This window comes from Haemophilus sp. SZY H53 (assembly GCF_054332375.1).
The window spans coordinates 241,549-257,650 of sequence record NZ_JBTGNV010000002.1 but is presented as its reverse complement, the minus strand read 5'-3'; the positions used below and the strand labels follow the sequence as shown (position 1 = coordinate 257,650).

The 16,102-nt window shown below is 38.9% G+C and carries 17 protein-coding genes; 9 read left to right on the top strand and 8 right to left on the bottom strand.

What is annotated here, in order from left to right; translation table 11 throughout:
• Nucleotides 1-18: 18 nt before the first annotated feature.
• Entirely contained in the window at nt 19-633 is a 615-nt protein-coding gene (locus ACXVWB_RS03425) for an OmpW family outer membrane protein (RefSeq protein ID WP_049356401.1), read from the top strand.
• A 55-nt stretch (nt 634-688) separates the two neighbouring features.
• Here ACXVWB_RS03425 and purN read toward each other — a convergent pair whose 3' ends face one another.
• From purN to ACXVWB_RS03410, 3 genes are all read right to left on the bottom strand, one after another.
• Nucleotides 689-1,327, bottom strand: a complete 639-nt coding sequence (gene purN / locus ACXVWB_RS03420) for a phosphoribosylglycinamide formyltransferase (protein WP_289901373.1) — start codon at nt 1,325-1,327, stop codon at nt 689-691.
• 68 nt (nt 1,328-1,395) lie between these two features.
• Nucleotides 1,396-2,433 (bottom strand): phosphoribosylformylglycinamidine cyclo-ligase, encoded by a 1,038-nt coding sequence (gene purM, locus ACXVWB_RS03415; RefSeq protein ID WP_289901372.1) that lies wholly within the window; start codon nt 2,431-2,433, stop codon nt 1,396-1,398.
• Between the two features lie 153 nt (nt 2,434-2,586).
• The gene (locus ACXVWB_RS03410) at nt 2,587-2,874 is read right to left on the bottom strand and encodes a YfcZ/YiiS family protein (protein WP_289901371.1); all 288 of its coding nucleotides are present in this window, start codon (nt 2,872-2,874) and stop codon (nt 2,587-2,589) included.
• Nucleotides 2,875-3,077: 203 nt separating this feature from the next.
• Between ACXVWB_RS03410 and ACXVWB_RS03405 the strand changes: the two genes are divergently transcribed.
• The 3 genes from ACXVWB_RS03405 (at nt 3,078) to mutH (ending at nt 5,721) form a co-directional block, all read left to right on the top strand.
• Nucleotides 3,078-4,436 (top strand): OmpP1/FadL family transporter, encoded by a 1,359-nt coding sequence (locus ACXVWB_RS03405; protein WP_289901370.1) that lies wholly within the window; start codon nt 3,078-3,080, stop codon nt 4,434-4,436.
• A gap of 77 nt (nt 4,437-4,513) precedes the next feature.
• On the top strand, nt 4,514-5,053 hold the full coding sequence (locus ACXVWB_RS03400; RefSeq protein ID WP_289901369.1) for a methylated-DNA--[protein]-cysteine S-methyltransferase: 540 nt from the start codon (nt 4,514-4,516) through the stop codon (nt 5,051-5,053).
• Nucleotides 5,050-5,721, top strand: a complete 672-nt coding sequence (mutH, locus tag ACXVWB_RS03395; protein ID WP_289901368.1) for a DNA mismatch repair endonuclease MutH — start codon at nt 5,050-5,052, stop codon at nt 5,719-5,721. Before ACXVWB_RS03400 ends, mutH begins: the two co-directional genes overlap by 4 nt.
• 15 nt (nt 5,722-5,736) lie before the next feature.
• On the opposite strand, the gene tilS is transcribed toward mutH, so the two are convergent.
• From tilS to znuC, 5 genes are all read right to left on the bottom strand, one after another.
• Nucleotides 5,737-7,029: a tRNA lysidine(34) synthetase TilS gene (tilS, locus tag ACXVWB_RS03390; protein ID WP_289901367.1), complete on the bottom strand. Its 1,293-nt coding sequence runs from the start codon at nt 7,027-7,029 to the stop codon at nt 5,737-5,739.
• A complete protein-coding gene (gene pdxY, locus ACXVWB_RS03385; RefSeq protein WP_049369150.1) occupies nt 7,029-7,895 on the bottom strand; it encodes a pyridoxal kinase in 867 nt (288 codons plus the stop codon). The genes tilS and pdxY overlap by 1 nt, the downstream gene beginning before the upstream one ends.
• 109 nt (nt 7,896-8,004) lie before the next feature.
• Nucleotides 8,005-8,952, bottom strand: coding sequence for an acetyl-CoA carboxylase carboxyl transferase subunit alpha (gene accA / locus ACXVWB_RS03380; protein WP_075915680.1), 948 nt, complete (start codon nt 8,950-8,952; stop codon nt 8,005-8,007).
• Nucleotides 8,953-9,039: 87 nt separating this feature from the next.
• A complete protein-coding gene (gene znuB / locus ACXVWB_RS03375; RefSeq protein WP_049366407.1) occupies nt 9,040-9,825 on the bottom strand; it encodes a zinc ABC transporter permease subunit ZnuB in 786 nt (261 codons plus the stop codon).
• Nucleotides 9,826-9,834: 9 nt separating this feature from the next.
• Nucleotides 9,835-10,629: a zinc ABC transporter ATP-binding protein ZnuC gene (gene znuC / locus ACXVWB_RS03370; protein ID WP_289901366.1), complete on the bottom strand. Its 795-nt coding sequence runs from the start codon at nt 10,627-10,629 to the stop codon at nt 9,835-9,837.
• Nucleotides 10,630-10,808: 179 nt separating this feature from the next.
• On the opposite strand from znuC, the gene mepM reads away from it, so the two are divergent.
• The 5 genes from mepM to ACXVWB_RS03345 all read left to right on the top strand — a co-directional run bounded on the left by mepM (nt 10,809) and on the right by ACXVWB_RS03345 (nt 16,002).
• On the top strand, nt 10,809-12,284 hold the full coding sequence (gene mepM / locus ACXVWB_RS03365) for a murein DD-endopeptidase MepM (protein ID WP_289901365.1): 1,476 nt from the start codon (nt 10,809-10,811) through the stop codon (nt 12,282-12,284).
• Nucleotides 12,285-12,421: 137 nt separating this feature from the next.
• A complete protein-coding gene (locus ACXVWB_RS03360) occupies nt 12,422-13,375 on the top strand; it encodes an ABC transporter permease (protein ID WP_289901364.1) in 954 nt (317 codons plus the stop codon).
• Nucleotides 13,368-14,327, top strand: a complete 960-nt coding sequence (locus ACXVWB_RS03355; RefSeq protein ID WP_289901363.1) for an iron chelate uptake ABC transporter family permease subunit — start codon at nt 13,368-13,370, stop codon at nt 14,325-14,327. The genes ACXVWB_RS03360 and ACXVWB_RS03355 overlap by 8 nt, the downstream gene beginning before the upstream one ends.
• Nucleotides 14,318-15,079, top strand: a complete 762-nt coding sequence (locus ACXVWB_RS03350; protein ID WP_289901362.1) for an iron ABC transporter ATP-binding protein — start codon at nt 14,318-14,320, stop codon at nt 15,077-15,079. Before ACXVWB_RS03355 ends, ACXVWB_RS03350 begins: the two co-directional genes overlap by 10 nt.
• A 14-nt stretch (nt 15,080-15,093) precedes the next feature.
• Entirely contained in the window at nt 15,094-16,002 is a 909-nt protein-coding gene (locus ACXVWB_RS03345; RefSeq protein WP_289901361.1) for a siderophore ABC transporter substrate-binding protein, read from the top strand.
• Nucleotides 16,003-16,102: the final 100 nt, after the last annotated feature.

Here is a 16,102-nt window from a genome sequence, read left to right as displayed (position 1 = left end):
TGACTAAGGAGTCAAAATATGAAAAAAACGGCATTAGCATTGGGATTAAGCGCAGCATTATTAGCAGGCTTTGCAAATGCACATCAACAAGGTGATGTTATTGTAAGAGCGGGTGGTGTTCTTGTGGATACTCACACGAGCACAAATAGCGATGTCTTCAAATTTAAAGTGAACAATAATACTCAATTGGGGTTAACGGGTACTTATATGTTCACTGATAACATCGGGGTAGAATTACTTGCGGCGACACCTTTTAGTCATGAGATTAAGTTAGGGTCTGCTTTAGTGGGTAAAACTAAACATTTACCGCCAAGTTTATATGCTCAATACTATTTCTTGGATAAAGATGCTAGTGTACGTCCTTATATAGGTGGAGGTCTTAACTACACCACGTTTTTCAGTGAAAAAGCTAAGTTAGCTGGTGTATCTAATCTTAGATTAAAAGATTCAGTTGGCCCGATTGCGAATGTGGGTATAGATGTTAAACTGACAGATAACCTTTATTTCAATGCGGCAATGTGGTATGCGCAAATTAAAACCAAAGCGCGTTTTAATTTAGCTGGTGAAAATCATACGGTGAAGGTGAAACTTGACCCTACAGTATATTTCGTCGGTTTAGGTTATCGTTTCTAATGGAACCTTGTTCTGAAAAAAGCGGTACACAGTGTGTACCGCTTTTTATTTAACGTTATTCAGCGGCATAGCCAGATATGGGTAAAGGGGAGTCGTCTAAATATGCTATACCGTTTTCGAGTTTTAATCGCTCCTCAATAAACCATTTAATCACTAAAGGATAAATATGATATTCCTGTTCACGTGTACGAAGTTCAATCTCCTCGACGGTATCACCAGGGAAAATCGGTACTTTAGCTTGTAACACAATGGCACCGCCATCGATCTCTTCATTGACAAAATGCACGGTTGTACCATGTTCGCTCTCGCCATTCTCAAGTGCTCTTTGATAAGTATGTAACCCAGGATATTTTGGAAGAAGGGAAGGGTGAATATTTAAAATTTTCCCAGCAAAACGTTGTGTGAATGGTTTGGTTAAGATTTTCATGTAGCCGGCTAACACAATGAGATCAACATTGAGATCATCTAAATAATCACCTATAGCCTTATCCATATCGAGATTAGAGGCAAAATCTTGGCGCAAAAAAACTCGGCTAGGAATGCCCGCACTTTCAGCACGTTCTAAGCCAAATGAATCGATTTTATTACTGATGACAGTCACAATCTTTCCAGGAATAAAACCAGTTTGACAAGCCTTAATTATCGCTTGAAGATTTGATCCTTGTCCTGAAATCAGGACGGCAATTTTTTTCATATTATTCTACATAAAAGAAGGGCGAACCTTTCATTCTGAAATTTTCGCCCTGAGATGGAAAAGAGATATCATTTAATGATAACTTGTGGTTCGTCATCTGTTGCACTTTCGATATGACCGATTAACCAGGCATTTTCACCCGATTGTTTTAAAATCGTTAAAGCGGTTTCCACTTGCGATTGTGGTAATGCAATCACCATGCCAACGCCGCAGTTGAACGTACGGTACATTTCATAGGTTTCAATGTTGCCTTTTTCTTGTAACCATTTGAATACGGGTTGCCATTCCCAACTGCTTTCATAAATAACGGCTTTGGTATTTTTTGGTAATACACGGGGAATATTTTCCCAGAAACCGCCACCCGTTAAGTGTGCAATAGCATGGACTTCCGTTTGTTTGATTAAAGCGAGAACAGATTTTACATAGATTTTTGTCGGCGCAAGCACTTGTTCACTTAATGGACGACCATCTAGTTGCTCAGTGGCTGGGTTGACGCCAGCAACATCAATGACTTTACGAATTAAAGAATAACCATTTGAATGCGGGCCACTTGAACCTAGTGCAATTAAAGCATCTCCTACTTTAACTTGGCTACCATCAATGATTTCTGATTTTTCAACCACGCCCACACAGAAACCTGCAAGGTCATAATCGCCAGCGTGGTACATGCCTGGCATTTCGGCGGTTTCACCCCCGACTAATGCACAACCTGATTGTACACAGCCTTCAGCAATGCCTTTCACTACATCGGAGGCAACATCTACGTCAAGTTTGCCCGTGGCGTAGTAATCCAAGAAGAATAAGGGTTCGGCACCTTGCACGACTAAATCGTTAACACACATAGCAACCAAATCAATACCGATGGTATCGTGTTTTTTTAAGTCAATGGCCAGGCGTAATTTAGTGCCCACACCGTCTGTACCTGAAACAAGGATGGGTTCTTTATATTTGCCCGGAATGGCACATAATGCACCAAACCCACCTAATCCCCCGATAACTTCAGGGCGAGTTGTCCGCTTTACGTGTGGTTTAATACGTTCAACTAATTCGTTACCGGCATTAATATCCACGCCTGCATCTTTATAACTTAATGATGGTTTGCTCACAATGTTGTCCTATATTTTTAGGTTAAATGATAAAACGGCGTGATTGTACCAGATCAAGCAAACGTTTGCGATAGTGATTTAATCATGATTTAAGCAAAAAATAACCGCGCTTTATTTTTAATAATAAAGTGCGGTTATTTTCTAGAATGTTTTTTAGCGATTCGCTAATTCGAAAATCATTGCTTCAGCCTGGCAGCTAAATGTAAAACGTGCCGTTAAATTGGCGCCATTTTCAGTTTCTGTGATTTCACTTTTAATATCGCAAGGATCACTTTCTGTTTTGCGTGCTTTTTCAACGAAACAATTAAGTGCCGCTTCAGCTTCAGCTTTATTTGCATAGGTTTGATGAATATCAACAGCGCAATCTGAACCGTCAATAATCGTCCCCACATCAACACAACTACAAGTGAGAGATTCTTCAGCTTTGCATGTTACAGTCATAGGATTTCCTTATTTAAAAATTAAGATTGGCTGTATTTTAGCACTTTTGAACAACTCTGCAAAAATAACCGTATTTTAAATTGAAATATGATTTATTGAATAGTGGTCGGAACACTTATAAATTAGTTTAAAATAATTTGCACTCTATTTCATGGAGCTTTAGAATCTGGGAGCTTTTTATTATTAGTCACAATAGGTTCTCGATGAAAAAATTTCATAAAACGCTAGTAGCGATGGCGATCTTATCTACTGCAAGCGGTGTAAATGCTGCTGCATTCCAATTAGCAGAAGTGTCAACGTCAGGTCTTGGTCGTGCTTATGCCGGTGAAGCTGCAATTGCGGACAATGCCTCAGTGGTTGCAACTAATCCAGCATTAATGAGCTTATTTAAAACCAACCAATTCTCTGTGGGTGGCGTTTATGTGGATTCTAAAATTCGAATGAGTGGTCCGGTTACCGTTAATGCATTAGGTCGTACTGTTGCTGCAGGTTCTGCAGATCATGATAGTGTTATACCAGATTCATTGATTCCGAATATGTATTTTGTGGCACCAATTAATGACAAATTTGCCATTGGTGGTGGTATGAATGTGAATTTTGGATTAAAAAGTGAATATGAATCAGATTACAACGCAGGAGTATTCGGCGGTAAAACTGATTTAAGTGCGATTAACTTAAATTTAAGCGGTTCATATCGTGTGACTCAAGGTTTAAGTGCTGGTGTGGGTTTAAATGCAGTTTATGCAAAAGCAAAAATTGAGCGTAGAGCTGGTGCTCTGGCTGATGCAGCTCAATATGTTGGTAAGGCTGTACGCGAAGGAGCTATACAATTACCTCCTACAGCTGGTCCATTATTGGCTTCATTAAGTAGCGTTCAAAAAGATACTATTCTAACTCAACTACAAGACAAAGCGGCTTGGGCTTTTGCTTGGAATGCTGGTGTAATGTATCAATTTAATGAAAATCATCGAATTGGTTTAGCTTACCATTCTAAAGTAGATATTGATTTTACAGATCATACAGCAACTAGTTTACAAGCTCAGCGTATTGGGCAAGAAGGTGGTTTAAAGCTCAATTTGCCTGATTATTTAGAGTTTTCAGGATTTCACCAATTAACCGAGAAATTTGCTATGCACTATAGTTATAAATATTCTCACTGGAGTCGTCTGAAAAACTTATATGCAACGTATCATGCTGATGGCGTAGAAGCATTTCATAAGAAAATGTACTACAGAAATAGTTCGCGTGTAGCACTAGGTGGAACTTACGATGTGGATGAGAAATTAACTTTACGAGCAGGTATTGCTTATGATCAAGCTGCAGCAACTGAATATGCTAGTGCGGCAATTCCTGATACAGATCGTACTTGGTATAGCGTAGGTGCTACATATAAATTTACTCCAAATCTTTCAGTTGATTTAGGCTATGCTTATTTGAAAGGTAAAAAAGTTCATTTCAAAGAAGAGCAAATTATCCGCAATGGTGCTGTAGTGGTAACTGGAAATTACACCTCTAAAGCAAGTGCAAATCTTTACGGTTTGAATTTAAATTATAGTTTCTAATCGGTTAGAAAATTTAGCATAATAAAGCACACCTCCACACGAAGTGTGCTTTTCTTTTTTATAAAACAAGGCAAAAAATGACCGTACTTTATTATACTTATTATCCTTCTCCTATCGGGCGGCTTTTAATTTTATCTGATGGTGAAAGTATTACACATATTGATTTTGAAAAAGAGCAATATGAACCTAATCCTAAATGGCATAAAAAAGATGAATTGCCTGTTTTTCAAAAAGTATACTTGGCTTTTGAACGATATTTTAGTGGAGAAGTCGAGCGTTTTTCAGATATCCCCTTGAAGCCAGAAGGTACAGCGTTTCAACTCTCTATTTGGCAAGCTTTACGCGAAATTGATTATGGTGAGCTTTCCTCTTATGGTGATCTTGCGTTGCAGATTAATAATCCTAAAGCGGTTCGAGCCGTAGGTGGTGCGGTAGGGAGTAATCCGATTAGTATTATTATTCCTTGTCACCGCATTTTAGGTAAAGATCGTACTTTAACTGGTTTTGGCGGAGGCTTAGAGGCAAAACGTTTTTTATTACAATTAGAAAAAATTCCCTATATTGATAAAGGTACTGAAAATACTAAGCCTCGCTTTTTTAAGAAATATCACGAATGATTCCACAAACCCTTGAACAATTACTTTCCAAAGCACAATCCATAGCTGGCTTAACTTTTGGTGAATTAGCTGACGAATTACATGTTCCAGTTCCACCGGATTTAAAACGCGATAAAGGTTGGGTTGGGATGTTGCTTGAAACTGCATTAGGTGCTACGGCAGGCAGTAAGGCTGAACAGGATTTTTCCCATTTAGGCATTGAATTAAAAACTTTACCCATTAATGCAGAAGGCTTTCCGTTAGAAACCACGTTTGTGAGTCTTGCGCCCTTGGTTCAAAACTCCGGGGTAAATTGGGAAAATTCGCACGTTCGTCATAAATTATCGAAAGTCTTGTGGATTCCCATTGAAGGCAGTAGAGATATTCCTTTACGTGACCGCCATATTGGTCAGCCTATCTTATGGCAACCTTCGGTTGAACAAGAACATCAATTACGCCAAGATTGGGAAGAGTTGATGGATTATATTGTGCTCGGAAAGTTAGATCAGATTACGGCACGTATTGGTGAAGTTATGCAACTGCGTCCAAAAGGTGCAAACAGTAAAGCCATTACGAAAGGCATTGGTAAAAATGGGGAAGTGATTGATACTTTGCCGCTGGGGTTTTATTTACGGAAAGAATTTACGGCAGGCATTTTAAACGCTTTTCTTTATCATAAAAATGGGTGAATCATCACTCATTTTTTATTTCTCTAAGTTCTGAAAAACACAGAAAAAACCTACCGCACTTTGTAAAGTCTCTCCATAGAAAATGAGTGGGATACGATTTCGTTGCCAAGGCGGAACACCGAGCTCTTGCCAAATTTTTTTCATGGTTTCTGCTGGGCGATTATGCTGTCGTTTTACTTTGCCAGTATAAGCAAATCGTATTTGAATCGGCTCTTGTGTATTAGCAAGTTGAACTTGTTTGTCATTCCAATGGACTAAAATGCCTTGCTCATTGTTGATTGCATAAATTCTTCCAAGATTATCAGGCAAAAGAATCTGTTGATTTAACGGCATATCAAGACAAGTTTGCGACAAATCAGCGAATTTCCCCGTTAAATAGAGACATTCCTGATAACGGCGAATAATATGCTCCCCGAGTTGAAATTGTGGGGATGCATCCGCTTTAGCCTGAATAACATCATCAATAATATGCATTAATTGAATCTGCGTAGGCATAGCAATCTGATTTTTAGCCAGCCACATACGCAAAAGTGAGGTTTGTTTTTGCGGTGAATAGTCTAGAAAGTTTATGAGCGAAAACTGTTTTTGATCCTCAAGAATGTGCTGCTCAAAGCAGGTCTGTAATAATTCATTAATCAGTTGTTGTTGCTCAAAACAATGTTGTGCGGCACGCTGAACAGCATGATCAAAATGTTCCCAGCGTTGACGTATTTCAGGCAAAATTTGGTTACGTAAGAAATTGCGATCGTAATGATTATCTTGATTGCTTTCGTCTTCGACCCAAGACAGATTTTCTTGCTGAATGTAATCTTCTAATTCATTACGGGTAAAAGAAAGAAGCGGGCGTAGAATAGACATCCCGAACAATTGACTTTCTTTTTGCATTGCGCCTAAACCTTGTAATCCCGCGCCTCGTTTTAGCGCTAGGAAAAAAGTCTCAGTTTGATCATTTAAATGATGTGCAGTGACCAGATATTCATCTGGCTGAATATGTTTCAAAATCGCCTGATAACGGGCTTCTCTAGCGCCAGCTTCAATGCCATCGTGCATTTCCACTTTGACTCTTTCAATAATAAGTGGAATGGCAAATTGTTTACAGAGTTGTTGGCAATGAGCCGTCCAAGCATCCGCATTCGGGCTTAATCCGTGATGGATATGGATAGCTCGCAGACTTAAGTGCGGTCGTTTTTCGCGGAGTTTTTTAACTAAAGAAAGCAGTGCAGTTGAATCCAAACCACCGCTAAAAGCAATGAGAAGCTTATTGGCGGTGGTTGGGATTTGAGCTTGGAATAATGAAAAAAGATCCATTAGGCAACTTTAACAGCTTTGTAGTTTGTGCTTGGATTTAAGATCTCAAAACGTGCAGCAATAGGTTGGAGTTCGTAAGATTTTAAATCAAAGGTAGTTTTCATTACGCCTGCCACCGCATTATTCATTTTTTCAAAAGCTTCAACATCGTTGCCACAGTTTAAGTAATGCGCCAAGAAAGTACCCGCAATTAAATCACCCACACCAACAGGTTCAAAGTTAAATTTATAAAGCGGACGGCTTAAATGCCATACACCTTCAGGTGTCGCCATAATAATTTCAAAGGTATCGGGATCATTTAATTTACCCGCTTTACCTAAGTGTTTAACCAACACTTTTTTCACACCTTTAGCCACTAATGCATTGGCGGCTTTCAGCACATCGTCAAACGTATTGATAGGGAAGTCAGAAAGCGTACGAAGTTCGGAAAGATTTGGGGTCATGATATCCGCACGTGGAATGGCTTTTTCAATTAAGCGTTCACGTACACCATCGGCGACCACGCAGACTTTTTCGGCATTTGGCATCACTGGATCGCACAAGTAAAGTGCATTTGGGTTACGTGCTTTGATTTTTTCTAAAGCATAGATAATTTGGTCAACTTGCTCAGCTGAACCTAAATAGCCAGAAAGCAACGCATCACATTCTTGCAGTTTTCCAATGGCATCTAAACCGTTAGCAATTTCACCAATTTGCTCTTGTGGAATCACCATGCCTGTCCATTTACCATATTGAGTATGGTTAGAGAATTGCACGGTATTGAGTGCCCATACATCCACGCCTAATAGCTGCATTGGAAAGGTAGCAGATTTATTACCAGCGAAACCATAAACTACGTGAGATTGGATTGCTAATACGTTTTTCATTTTAAGTTCTCCTTTTATATTATTTTAGGCATTGATGCTGTTTTTTGCATCCATGCAACATTTTTTTCAAAACACAAAAAAGAGCGGTTAAACTAACCGCTCTATTTTATTAACAATAACCGTAAGACATTAAACGTTCATAACGTCTTTCTAATAAGCCATCTTTGTCGAAGGTATCGAGTTCGTTTAGTTCTTCAAGGAGGCATTGTTTTAAATTACGTGCCATTTCATGATAATTACGATGCGCACCACCTAATGGCTCTTGAACGATATTATCAATTAAACCTAACTCTTTTAAACGAGTAGCGGTTAAGCCCATGACTTCGGCTGCGGTAGATGCTTTTTCTGCGCTCTTCCACAAGATTGAAGCACAGCCTTCTGGTGAAATAACGGAATAAGTTGAATATTGCAACATATTCACTTTGTCGCCGACACCAATGGCTAATGCACCACCAGAACCGCCTTCACCGATTACCGTACAGATAACAGGTACTTTTAATGTAGACATTTCACGTAAGTTACGAGCAATCGCTTCAGACTGACCACGTTCTTCCGCACCGATGCCCGGGTAAGCCCCTGGTGTGTCGATAAAGGTAATGATAGGTAAGTTAAAACGCTCAGCCATTTGCATTAAACGTAACGCTTTACGATAGCCTTCAGGTGCTGGCATCCCAAAGTTACGAGTTACTTTGTCTTTTACCGTACGACCTTTTTGGTGACCGATAATCATTACCGCGCGACCATCTAAACGAGCAAGACCACCTACGATTGCTTTATCATCTGCAAAGGCACGATCGCCTGCCAGTTCTTGGAAATCAGTAAAAATATGTTCGATATAATCAAGCGTGTATGGACGATTTGGGTGACGTGCCATACGAGAAACCTGCCATGCATCAAGATTTGCAAAGGTTTTTTTGGTTAATTCATCGCTTTTCTTTTGTAAGCGTTTAATTTCATCGTGTAAATCAATTTTGTCATCAGATGCTGAACGTAGTGCTTCAATTTTAGCTTCAAGTTCAGCAATAGGTAATTCAAAATCTAAATATTCTTGGCTCATTTCTTATCCTAAAATATCGTCAAAAGTTGCCCGCACTTTATCAAGATTTAAGGTGCGGTGCAAATGGTTTTCACTGGTTGGAGCGGATTATAAATATTCCTTTTTTAGTAATGATAACAAAAACAAAAATGCGGAACAAATCACGACAGAAGGCCCCGCCGCTGTATCATAAAAGGCGGAAAGGAATAACCCGCCAATAACGGAAAGCATACTAATTAAAATCGCAATAAACACCATTTGCTCAGGTGTCTTAGCAAAGCGTCTTGCTGTTGCAGCGGGAATAATTAAGAGCGATGTAATAATCAGAGCTCCAACAAACTTCATACTTAATGCAATGGTAAGTGCGGTCAAAATCATTAAGATAAATCGCATTTTTTTAATGTTAATGCCTTCCACTTGTGCCAGTTCAGGTGAGACTGTGGTGGAGAGTAAGGCTTGCCAGAAGTAAAGCAGCGTGCCTAATACAATAACCACACCCGCGCCAATGTAAGGTAAGTCGTTAAAATTAATGGCGAGCAAATCCCCAAAAAGATAACTCATTAAATCTACGCGGACATTTTTAAGCAAGCCAACCGTGACTACACCAAGAGAAAGACAACTGTGTGCGATAATGCCTAAAAGGGTATCTACTGAAAATTGCGTGTTACTTTCGAGCCACACCATTAATACGGCAAGAATAATCGTCAAAATCACAATGGCAACATAAGGATTAATTTGTAAGAAAATCCCTAACGCCACACCGAGTAAGGCAGAGTGGGAAAGCGTATCGCCAAAATAAGCCATTTTACGCCACACCACAAAGGCACCCAATGGGGCAGTAATTAAGGAAAGCAGTAAGCCGGTAAGCAAGGCTGGAAACAAAATCTCAAACATGATTTTTCCTTATTGTTGGCATTCTGATGGATTGGCACTGCAACTACAAACATCACCGTGCATATTATGGTGGTGATTATGATGGTGCGTATAAAAGCCCACATTTTGTGAGATTTGATTGCCCCAAAGACGCATAAATGTGGGATTATTCGATAAGCTTTCGGGTGTGCCGGCACAGCAAATATGTTGATTGATGCACAACACTTCTTTACTGTCCGCCATCACGATATGCAAATCATGGGAAACCATTAAGACCGCACAATTTAAAGCTTGTTGAGTACGATGAATTAGCTGATAAAGTTCAGCTTGACCATTAATATCCACCCCTTGAGTCGGTTCATCTAACACCAGTAAATTGGGTTTATTCAAAATTGCACGAGCCAATAGCACACGTTGCATCTCGCCACCAGAGAGTTTTTGCATATTATTTTTTCTCAAATGAGTAATAGAGAGTTGCTCAAGTGCGGTTGATATTTCTTGCGTTTTAACACCTTTTTTGAGCGCCAGAAAACGCTCAACCGTCATCGGTAAGCTGTGATCGAGGTGAATTTTTTGTGGGACATAGCCAATTCTGACATTCGCGCTATAAATCACTTCACCGGATGTTGGCGCTTGTAATTTTAATAAGGTTTTTAAAAGGGTTGATTTTCCCCCACCATTAGGACCGACAATGGTAATAATTGAATGAGGATAAATGTTAAGATTAATATCCCGCAGTGCGGTCTTTTGCTCAAAGACTACATTGATATTTTTTAGCGTAATTAATGGTACTGATTGGGTTGGTTGAATGGCGTTAATTTGCATAATTCTCCCCTTAAAAATAGCCCAATAACATAGCTCATTTCCTTATTTTTCTCAAGAAATTCTATCAGTGTCTAAATATTAGGCATAAGATTTTATATTCTTGGGGTAAAATGAATTTTTTCTAGATTTTGTAGTCTGAATCACGAAAATCTTTTATTTTATATCTAAGGGTAGCAAAAGTGCAGCACGTTAAATTAGCCAGAGAACGACGGAAAAGAAAGTCTCGCATAAAAGCAGCGATTTTTTTTACTGCACTTTTACTTATTTTTACAGGTACTTTTCTCGCCTTTAAAGATACCGCTGATTATGATCCTTCTTTGCAAAGTAATCTTGAGCCAGAGATGGTAGATAACGTTCAATATCAATCTCTGACACCTGAAAAAACGGAATCGGGCAATCCTCAATCTCAAGAAGGCGAACATCCTGAAGCAAAACAACATGCTAATACGGAAGATGCAACCTCTTATGATGATGAACTCCAAGCAAAAGATGATGAAGTTGATGAAATTAAGCCTCAGTTTGATGAGCTAAATGAGCTACCAAAAGATGCACAAGATGCATTGACCGGTATTTTAGATGTGGCTGATCAGGCACTACGTATTACCGATCAATTTAGTCATACCGTGGTACGAGGTGATTCATTAAAAGATGTGTTAGAACTTTCAGGTCTAGAAGATAATACTGCGAATAATTTGATTTCAACCTATCCTGAATTAAAAAACTTACGCGCAGGTCAGCAGTTCTATTGGATTTTAGATAAAGAAGATCAACTGGAGTATTTAAACTGGTTGGTATCTGAAAAAGAAGAGCGAATTTATGAGCGCACTGAAGACGGCAAGTTTAAACGCCAAATCTTAGAGAAGAAGAGTATTTGGAAGAAAGAGGTATTAAAAGGCACGATTAACGGATCTTTTGCATCAAGTTTGCGTGATTTAGGTTTGGATGGTCGTCAAATCAGTCAGTTAAGTTCCGCATTACAATGGCAGGTAAGCCTTCAAAAACTCAGTAAAGGCACCAAATTTGCGATTTTAGTGTCACGTGAATATTTAGGTGATAAATTAACGGGACAAGGTAATGTAGAAGCTATCCATATTATAACAGGTGGTAAAAGTTATTATGGAATTCAAGCGGCAAATGGTCGCTATTATAATAGACAAGGTGAGACCCTTGGCAAGGGCTTTGCGCGTTATCCACTACAACGTCAAGCGCGTGTTTCTTCGCCATTTAATCCAAATCGTCGTCATCCAGTCACAGGACGTATTCGCCCACATAAAGGCGTCGACTTTGCTGTTGCTCCAGGTACGCCCGTTATTGCGCCAGCAGAAGGCGTAGTTGAAAAGGTGGCTTATCAAGCAGGTGGTGCAGGACGTTATGTGGTGATACGTCATGGTCGCGAATATCAAACGGTGTATATGCATTTAAGTCGTGCTTTAGTTCGTGCAGGGCAAACTGTGAAGAAGGGAGAGCGTATTGCTTTAACAGGAAATACAGGAATCTCAACGGGACCTCATTTACATTATGAGTTTCATATTAATGGTCGTGTTGTAAATCCATTGACAGTTAAATTACCTGGTACAAGTAGTGCAATGGCAACAGCAGAGCGTAAACAGTTCTTAGTGCAAGCGAAAGAAGCGGAAAAGATGTTAAAACTGTAGCGAATAAAGTGCGGTCAAATTTGGACCGCATTTTTTATGTGCTTAAAAAATTAATCAAAAACTGACCGCACTTCATCTTTCCTCTTTTTCATCAATATGCTATCCTTCTTTGCGTTTTAGAATTATTCTCATTTGTTATGATTAAGCGACGTTATCTCATTTTTCTTTTGATCGCGCTTTCCTTTGTCTCACTTTTTCTCGGGGTGAGCACTGTTAATCTGAAAGGGTTACTGAATTTTGAAGGTAATCAATGGCAGATCTTTTTAATTAGTCGCGTGCCTCGCTTAATCAGTATCTTGATTGCTGGCGCATCCTTGAGTATTTGTGGCTTGGTGATGCAGCAACTCAGTCGAAACCGATTTATTTCTCCCACCACGGCGGGCACAATGGACAGCGCACGATTAGGCATTTTAATGGCGATGCTGTTTTTCCCAACTGCTTCTATGTTGTTAAAAACCACTATTGCGGTCATCGTGTCTTTTCTTGGGACATTGTTATTCATGACGATTCTGTCCCGTTTGAAATTCAAGGACACGATTTTTGTGCCTTTAGTGGGGATTATGTTCGGCAATATCATCAGTTCAATTACCGCCTTTATTGCTTATAAAGAAGATTTATTACAAAACTTATCCGGGTGGCTACAAGGAGACTTTTCTCTTGTGATGTCAGGCCGCTATGAATTGTTGTATTTCAGTATTCCTACCCTCATCGTAGCTTATTTATTTGCACATCGTTTTTCTATTGTCGGGATGGGGAAAGATTTTGCGGTTAATCTGGGTCTAAATTACAACCAAGTACTTTATCTCGGCCTGCTCATTGTGGCGGTCGTATCTTCGATTATTATTGTGTCTGTTGGCGTGATTCCTTTCTTGGGGTTAATTATCCCGAATATCGTCACACTTTATTTGGGTGATAACTTGAAGAAAGTGTTATCTCATACCGCCTTGTTGGGTGCCGTATTTGTTTTATTCTGCGATATTTTAGGGCGAAGTGTGATTTATCCTTATGAGATTTCCATTAATGCCGTAGTTGGCGTATTTGGCAGTGGTATCTTCTTATTTTTATTATTAAAGCGGTATAGAAATGGCTAAGAAATCTTCTTCTCAACTGATTGTATTGTCGTTGTTAGCCATTGTTTCTCTTGCACTCTATTTAGGCTACAACTTACCAAACCGTTGGCAATATGCCTTGGAAAATCGTGCCTTATCCTTAATTGCGATTGTGATTACAGGTGCGGCAATTGCACTCGCTACGATGATTTTCCAAACGGTTGTGAATAACCGAATTCTCACGCCGAGTATTTTGGGTTTAGATTCGCTGTATTTACTGATTCAAACGACGATCATTTTTCTTTTCGGTTCAAGTACATTGCTTTCAATGAATTCGATTGCATTGTTTGTCTTATGTACGGGATTAATGATGGCGTTTTCATTAGTGCTTTATCACTTCCTGTTTAAGAAAGAGAGCCAAAATATTTTCTTCTTGTTGCTTGTCGGGATTATTTTCGGCACCTTCTTTGGTAGCTTAACGACCTTTATGGAAGTGTTGATTGACCCAAATGAATTCCAGATCGCTCAAGATATTGGCTTTGCAAGTTTCAACCGAATCAATACTCAAATCTTGTGGGTCGCATTAGCCATTTTAGTAGCGACCATTGTTTTCAGTTTTAAATATTGGCATTGCTTTGATGTGTTGGCGTTAGGGCGAGAAAATGCCATTAACTTAGGTATCGATTACCAAAAGACCTTAAAAGTCCTATTAATTCTCGTGGCAATTTTAACATCAGTATCGACCGCACTTGTTGGCCCACTTACTTTCCTTGGGTTATTGGTAATGAATGTAACTTTTGAATTTATTCGTGATTATCGCCATAAGGTGCTTATTCCTGCTGCGATGTTAATTTCCATTATTACCTTGGTTTTTGGGCAATTATTGGTTACTCATATTTTTACCTTCCGCACGACATTAAGCATCATCGTTAATTTTGTCGGCGGTGTGTACTTTATTTATTTGTTATTAAGAGCAAACAAAAAATGGCAATAGAAATTCGCAATATTACGAAAAGTTACGGAAGCAAAAAGGTGGTGGACAACGTGTCTGTCACCATCCCAACGGGGAAAATTACGTCTTTTATCGGACCGAATGGCGCGGGGAAGAGTACAGTGCTGTCTATTATGAGCCGTTTGTTGAATGCTGATAGTGGCGAGATTTATCTCAACGGTGAATTGCTCAATCGTAAGAAAAGTAGCGATATTGCGAAACAGCTTGCGATTTTAAAGCAGACTAACAACATTAATTTGCGTCTAAGCATTGAAGATTTGGTCGCTTTTGGGCGTTTTCCTTATTCCAAAGGAAATTTAACTCAAACTGACCACACTTTTATTGATAATGCCATTGCTTATATGGATTTAGATGATATTCGTCATCAATATATCGATAACTTAAGTGGTGGGCAGCGACAACGCGCTTATATTGCGATGACGCTTGCACAAGATACCGATTATATTTTGTTGGATGAACCATTAAATAATCTGGATATGAAACATTCTGTGCAGATCATGCAAGTTTTGCGTAAATTAGCGACAGAACTCAACAAAACCGTGGTGATTGTGATTCATGATATTAATTTCGCCTCTTGTTATTCTGACTATATTGTTGCCATGAAAAATGGAAAATTAGTCCAACAAGGTGAAGTTAACCACATTATGCAATCAACCGTATTACAAGATATTTATGATATGACGATCCCTATTCAGAATATCGATAATAACAAAATTGCTGTTTACTTTAGATAAATAAGGAAATCTTTATGAAAAAAACATTATCAACTTTAGCACTTTCACTCTTCGCACTTTCTGGTGTTGTACAAGCTGCGGATATTACGGTGGAAAATTCTGTTAGAAAACAAGTTGTGCCACAAAACCCACAACGAGTGGTAGTTCTCGATTTTGGTGCAGCTGATACGCTTCGTGCATTAGGTGTGCAAGATAAAATAGTGGGCTTCCCACAAAGCGGAAAAATTCCAAACTATCTTTCAGAATTTGCAGACAAAAAATATAAAAATGTTGGTGATTTGAAAGAACAATCATTGGAGCAAATTAACGAACTTAATCCAGATTTGATCATTGCGTCTAAACGTCAAGAAAAAATGATCGACAAGTTTAAGGAAATAGCCCCCGTGTTGAATGTGGATTATGACTACAACAATTACTACCCGAGTTTTCAACAAAATGTGACCGCACTTGGTCAGATCTTTGACAAAGAAAATGTAGCAAAAGAGAAATTATCCGAGTTAGACAGTAAAGTTGCGCAAGTTGCAAAAGACGCACAAAGCAAAACGGCACTATTAGTGTTGGTTAATGAAAGTAAAATCAGTGCTTTTGGTGATGGTTCTCGCTATGGTATGGTGTATCAAAAATTTGGTTTTAAACCGATTGATGACAGCATCAAATCGTCTACGCATGGACAAAGCGTTGGTTTTGAATATATCTTAGAAAAAAATCCAGACTTTTTACTCGTAGTGGATCGTACAGCGGCCATTACAGAAAAAGCCAACAATGCGCAAAAAGTATTGGATAACGATATCATCAAACAAACCAAAGCATATAAAGATGGACACATTGTGTACCTTGATGCAGCCAATTGGTATCTTGCATTTGGTGGTTTAGAAAGTATGGAAATCATTGCACAAGAACTTGATCGTGCAGTGAAAAAATAATACGAAAAATCATTTAAAAGGGCAGTCAATGATTGCCCTTTTTATATGTAAATTAATCTTTACACATATCAATAAACTTCCTATCATATCGGCATCATTC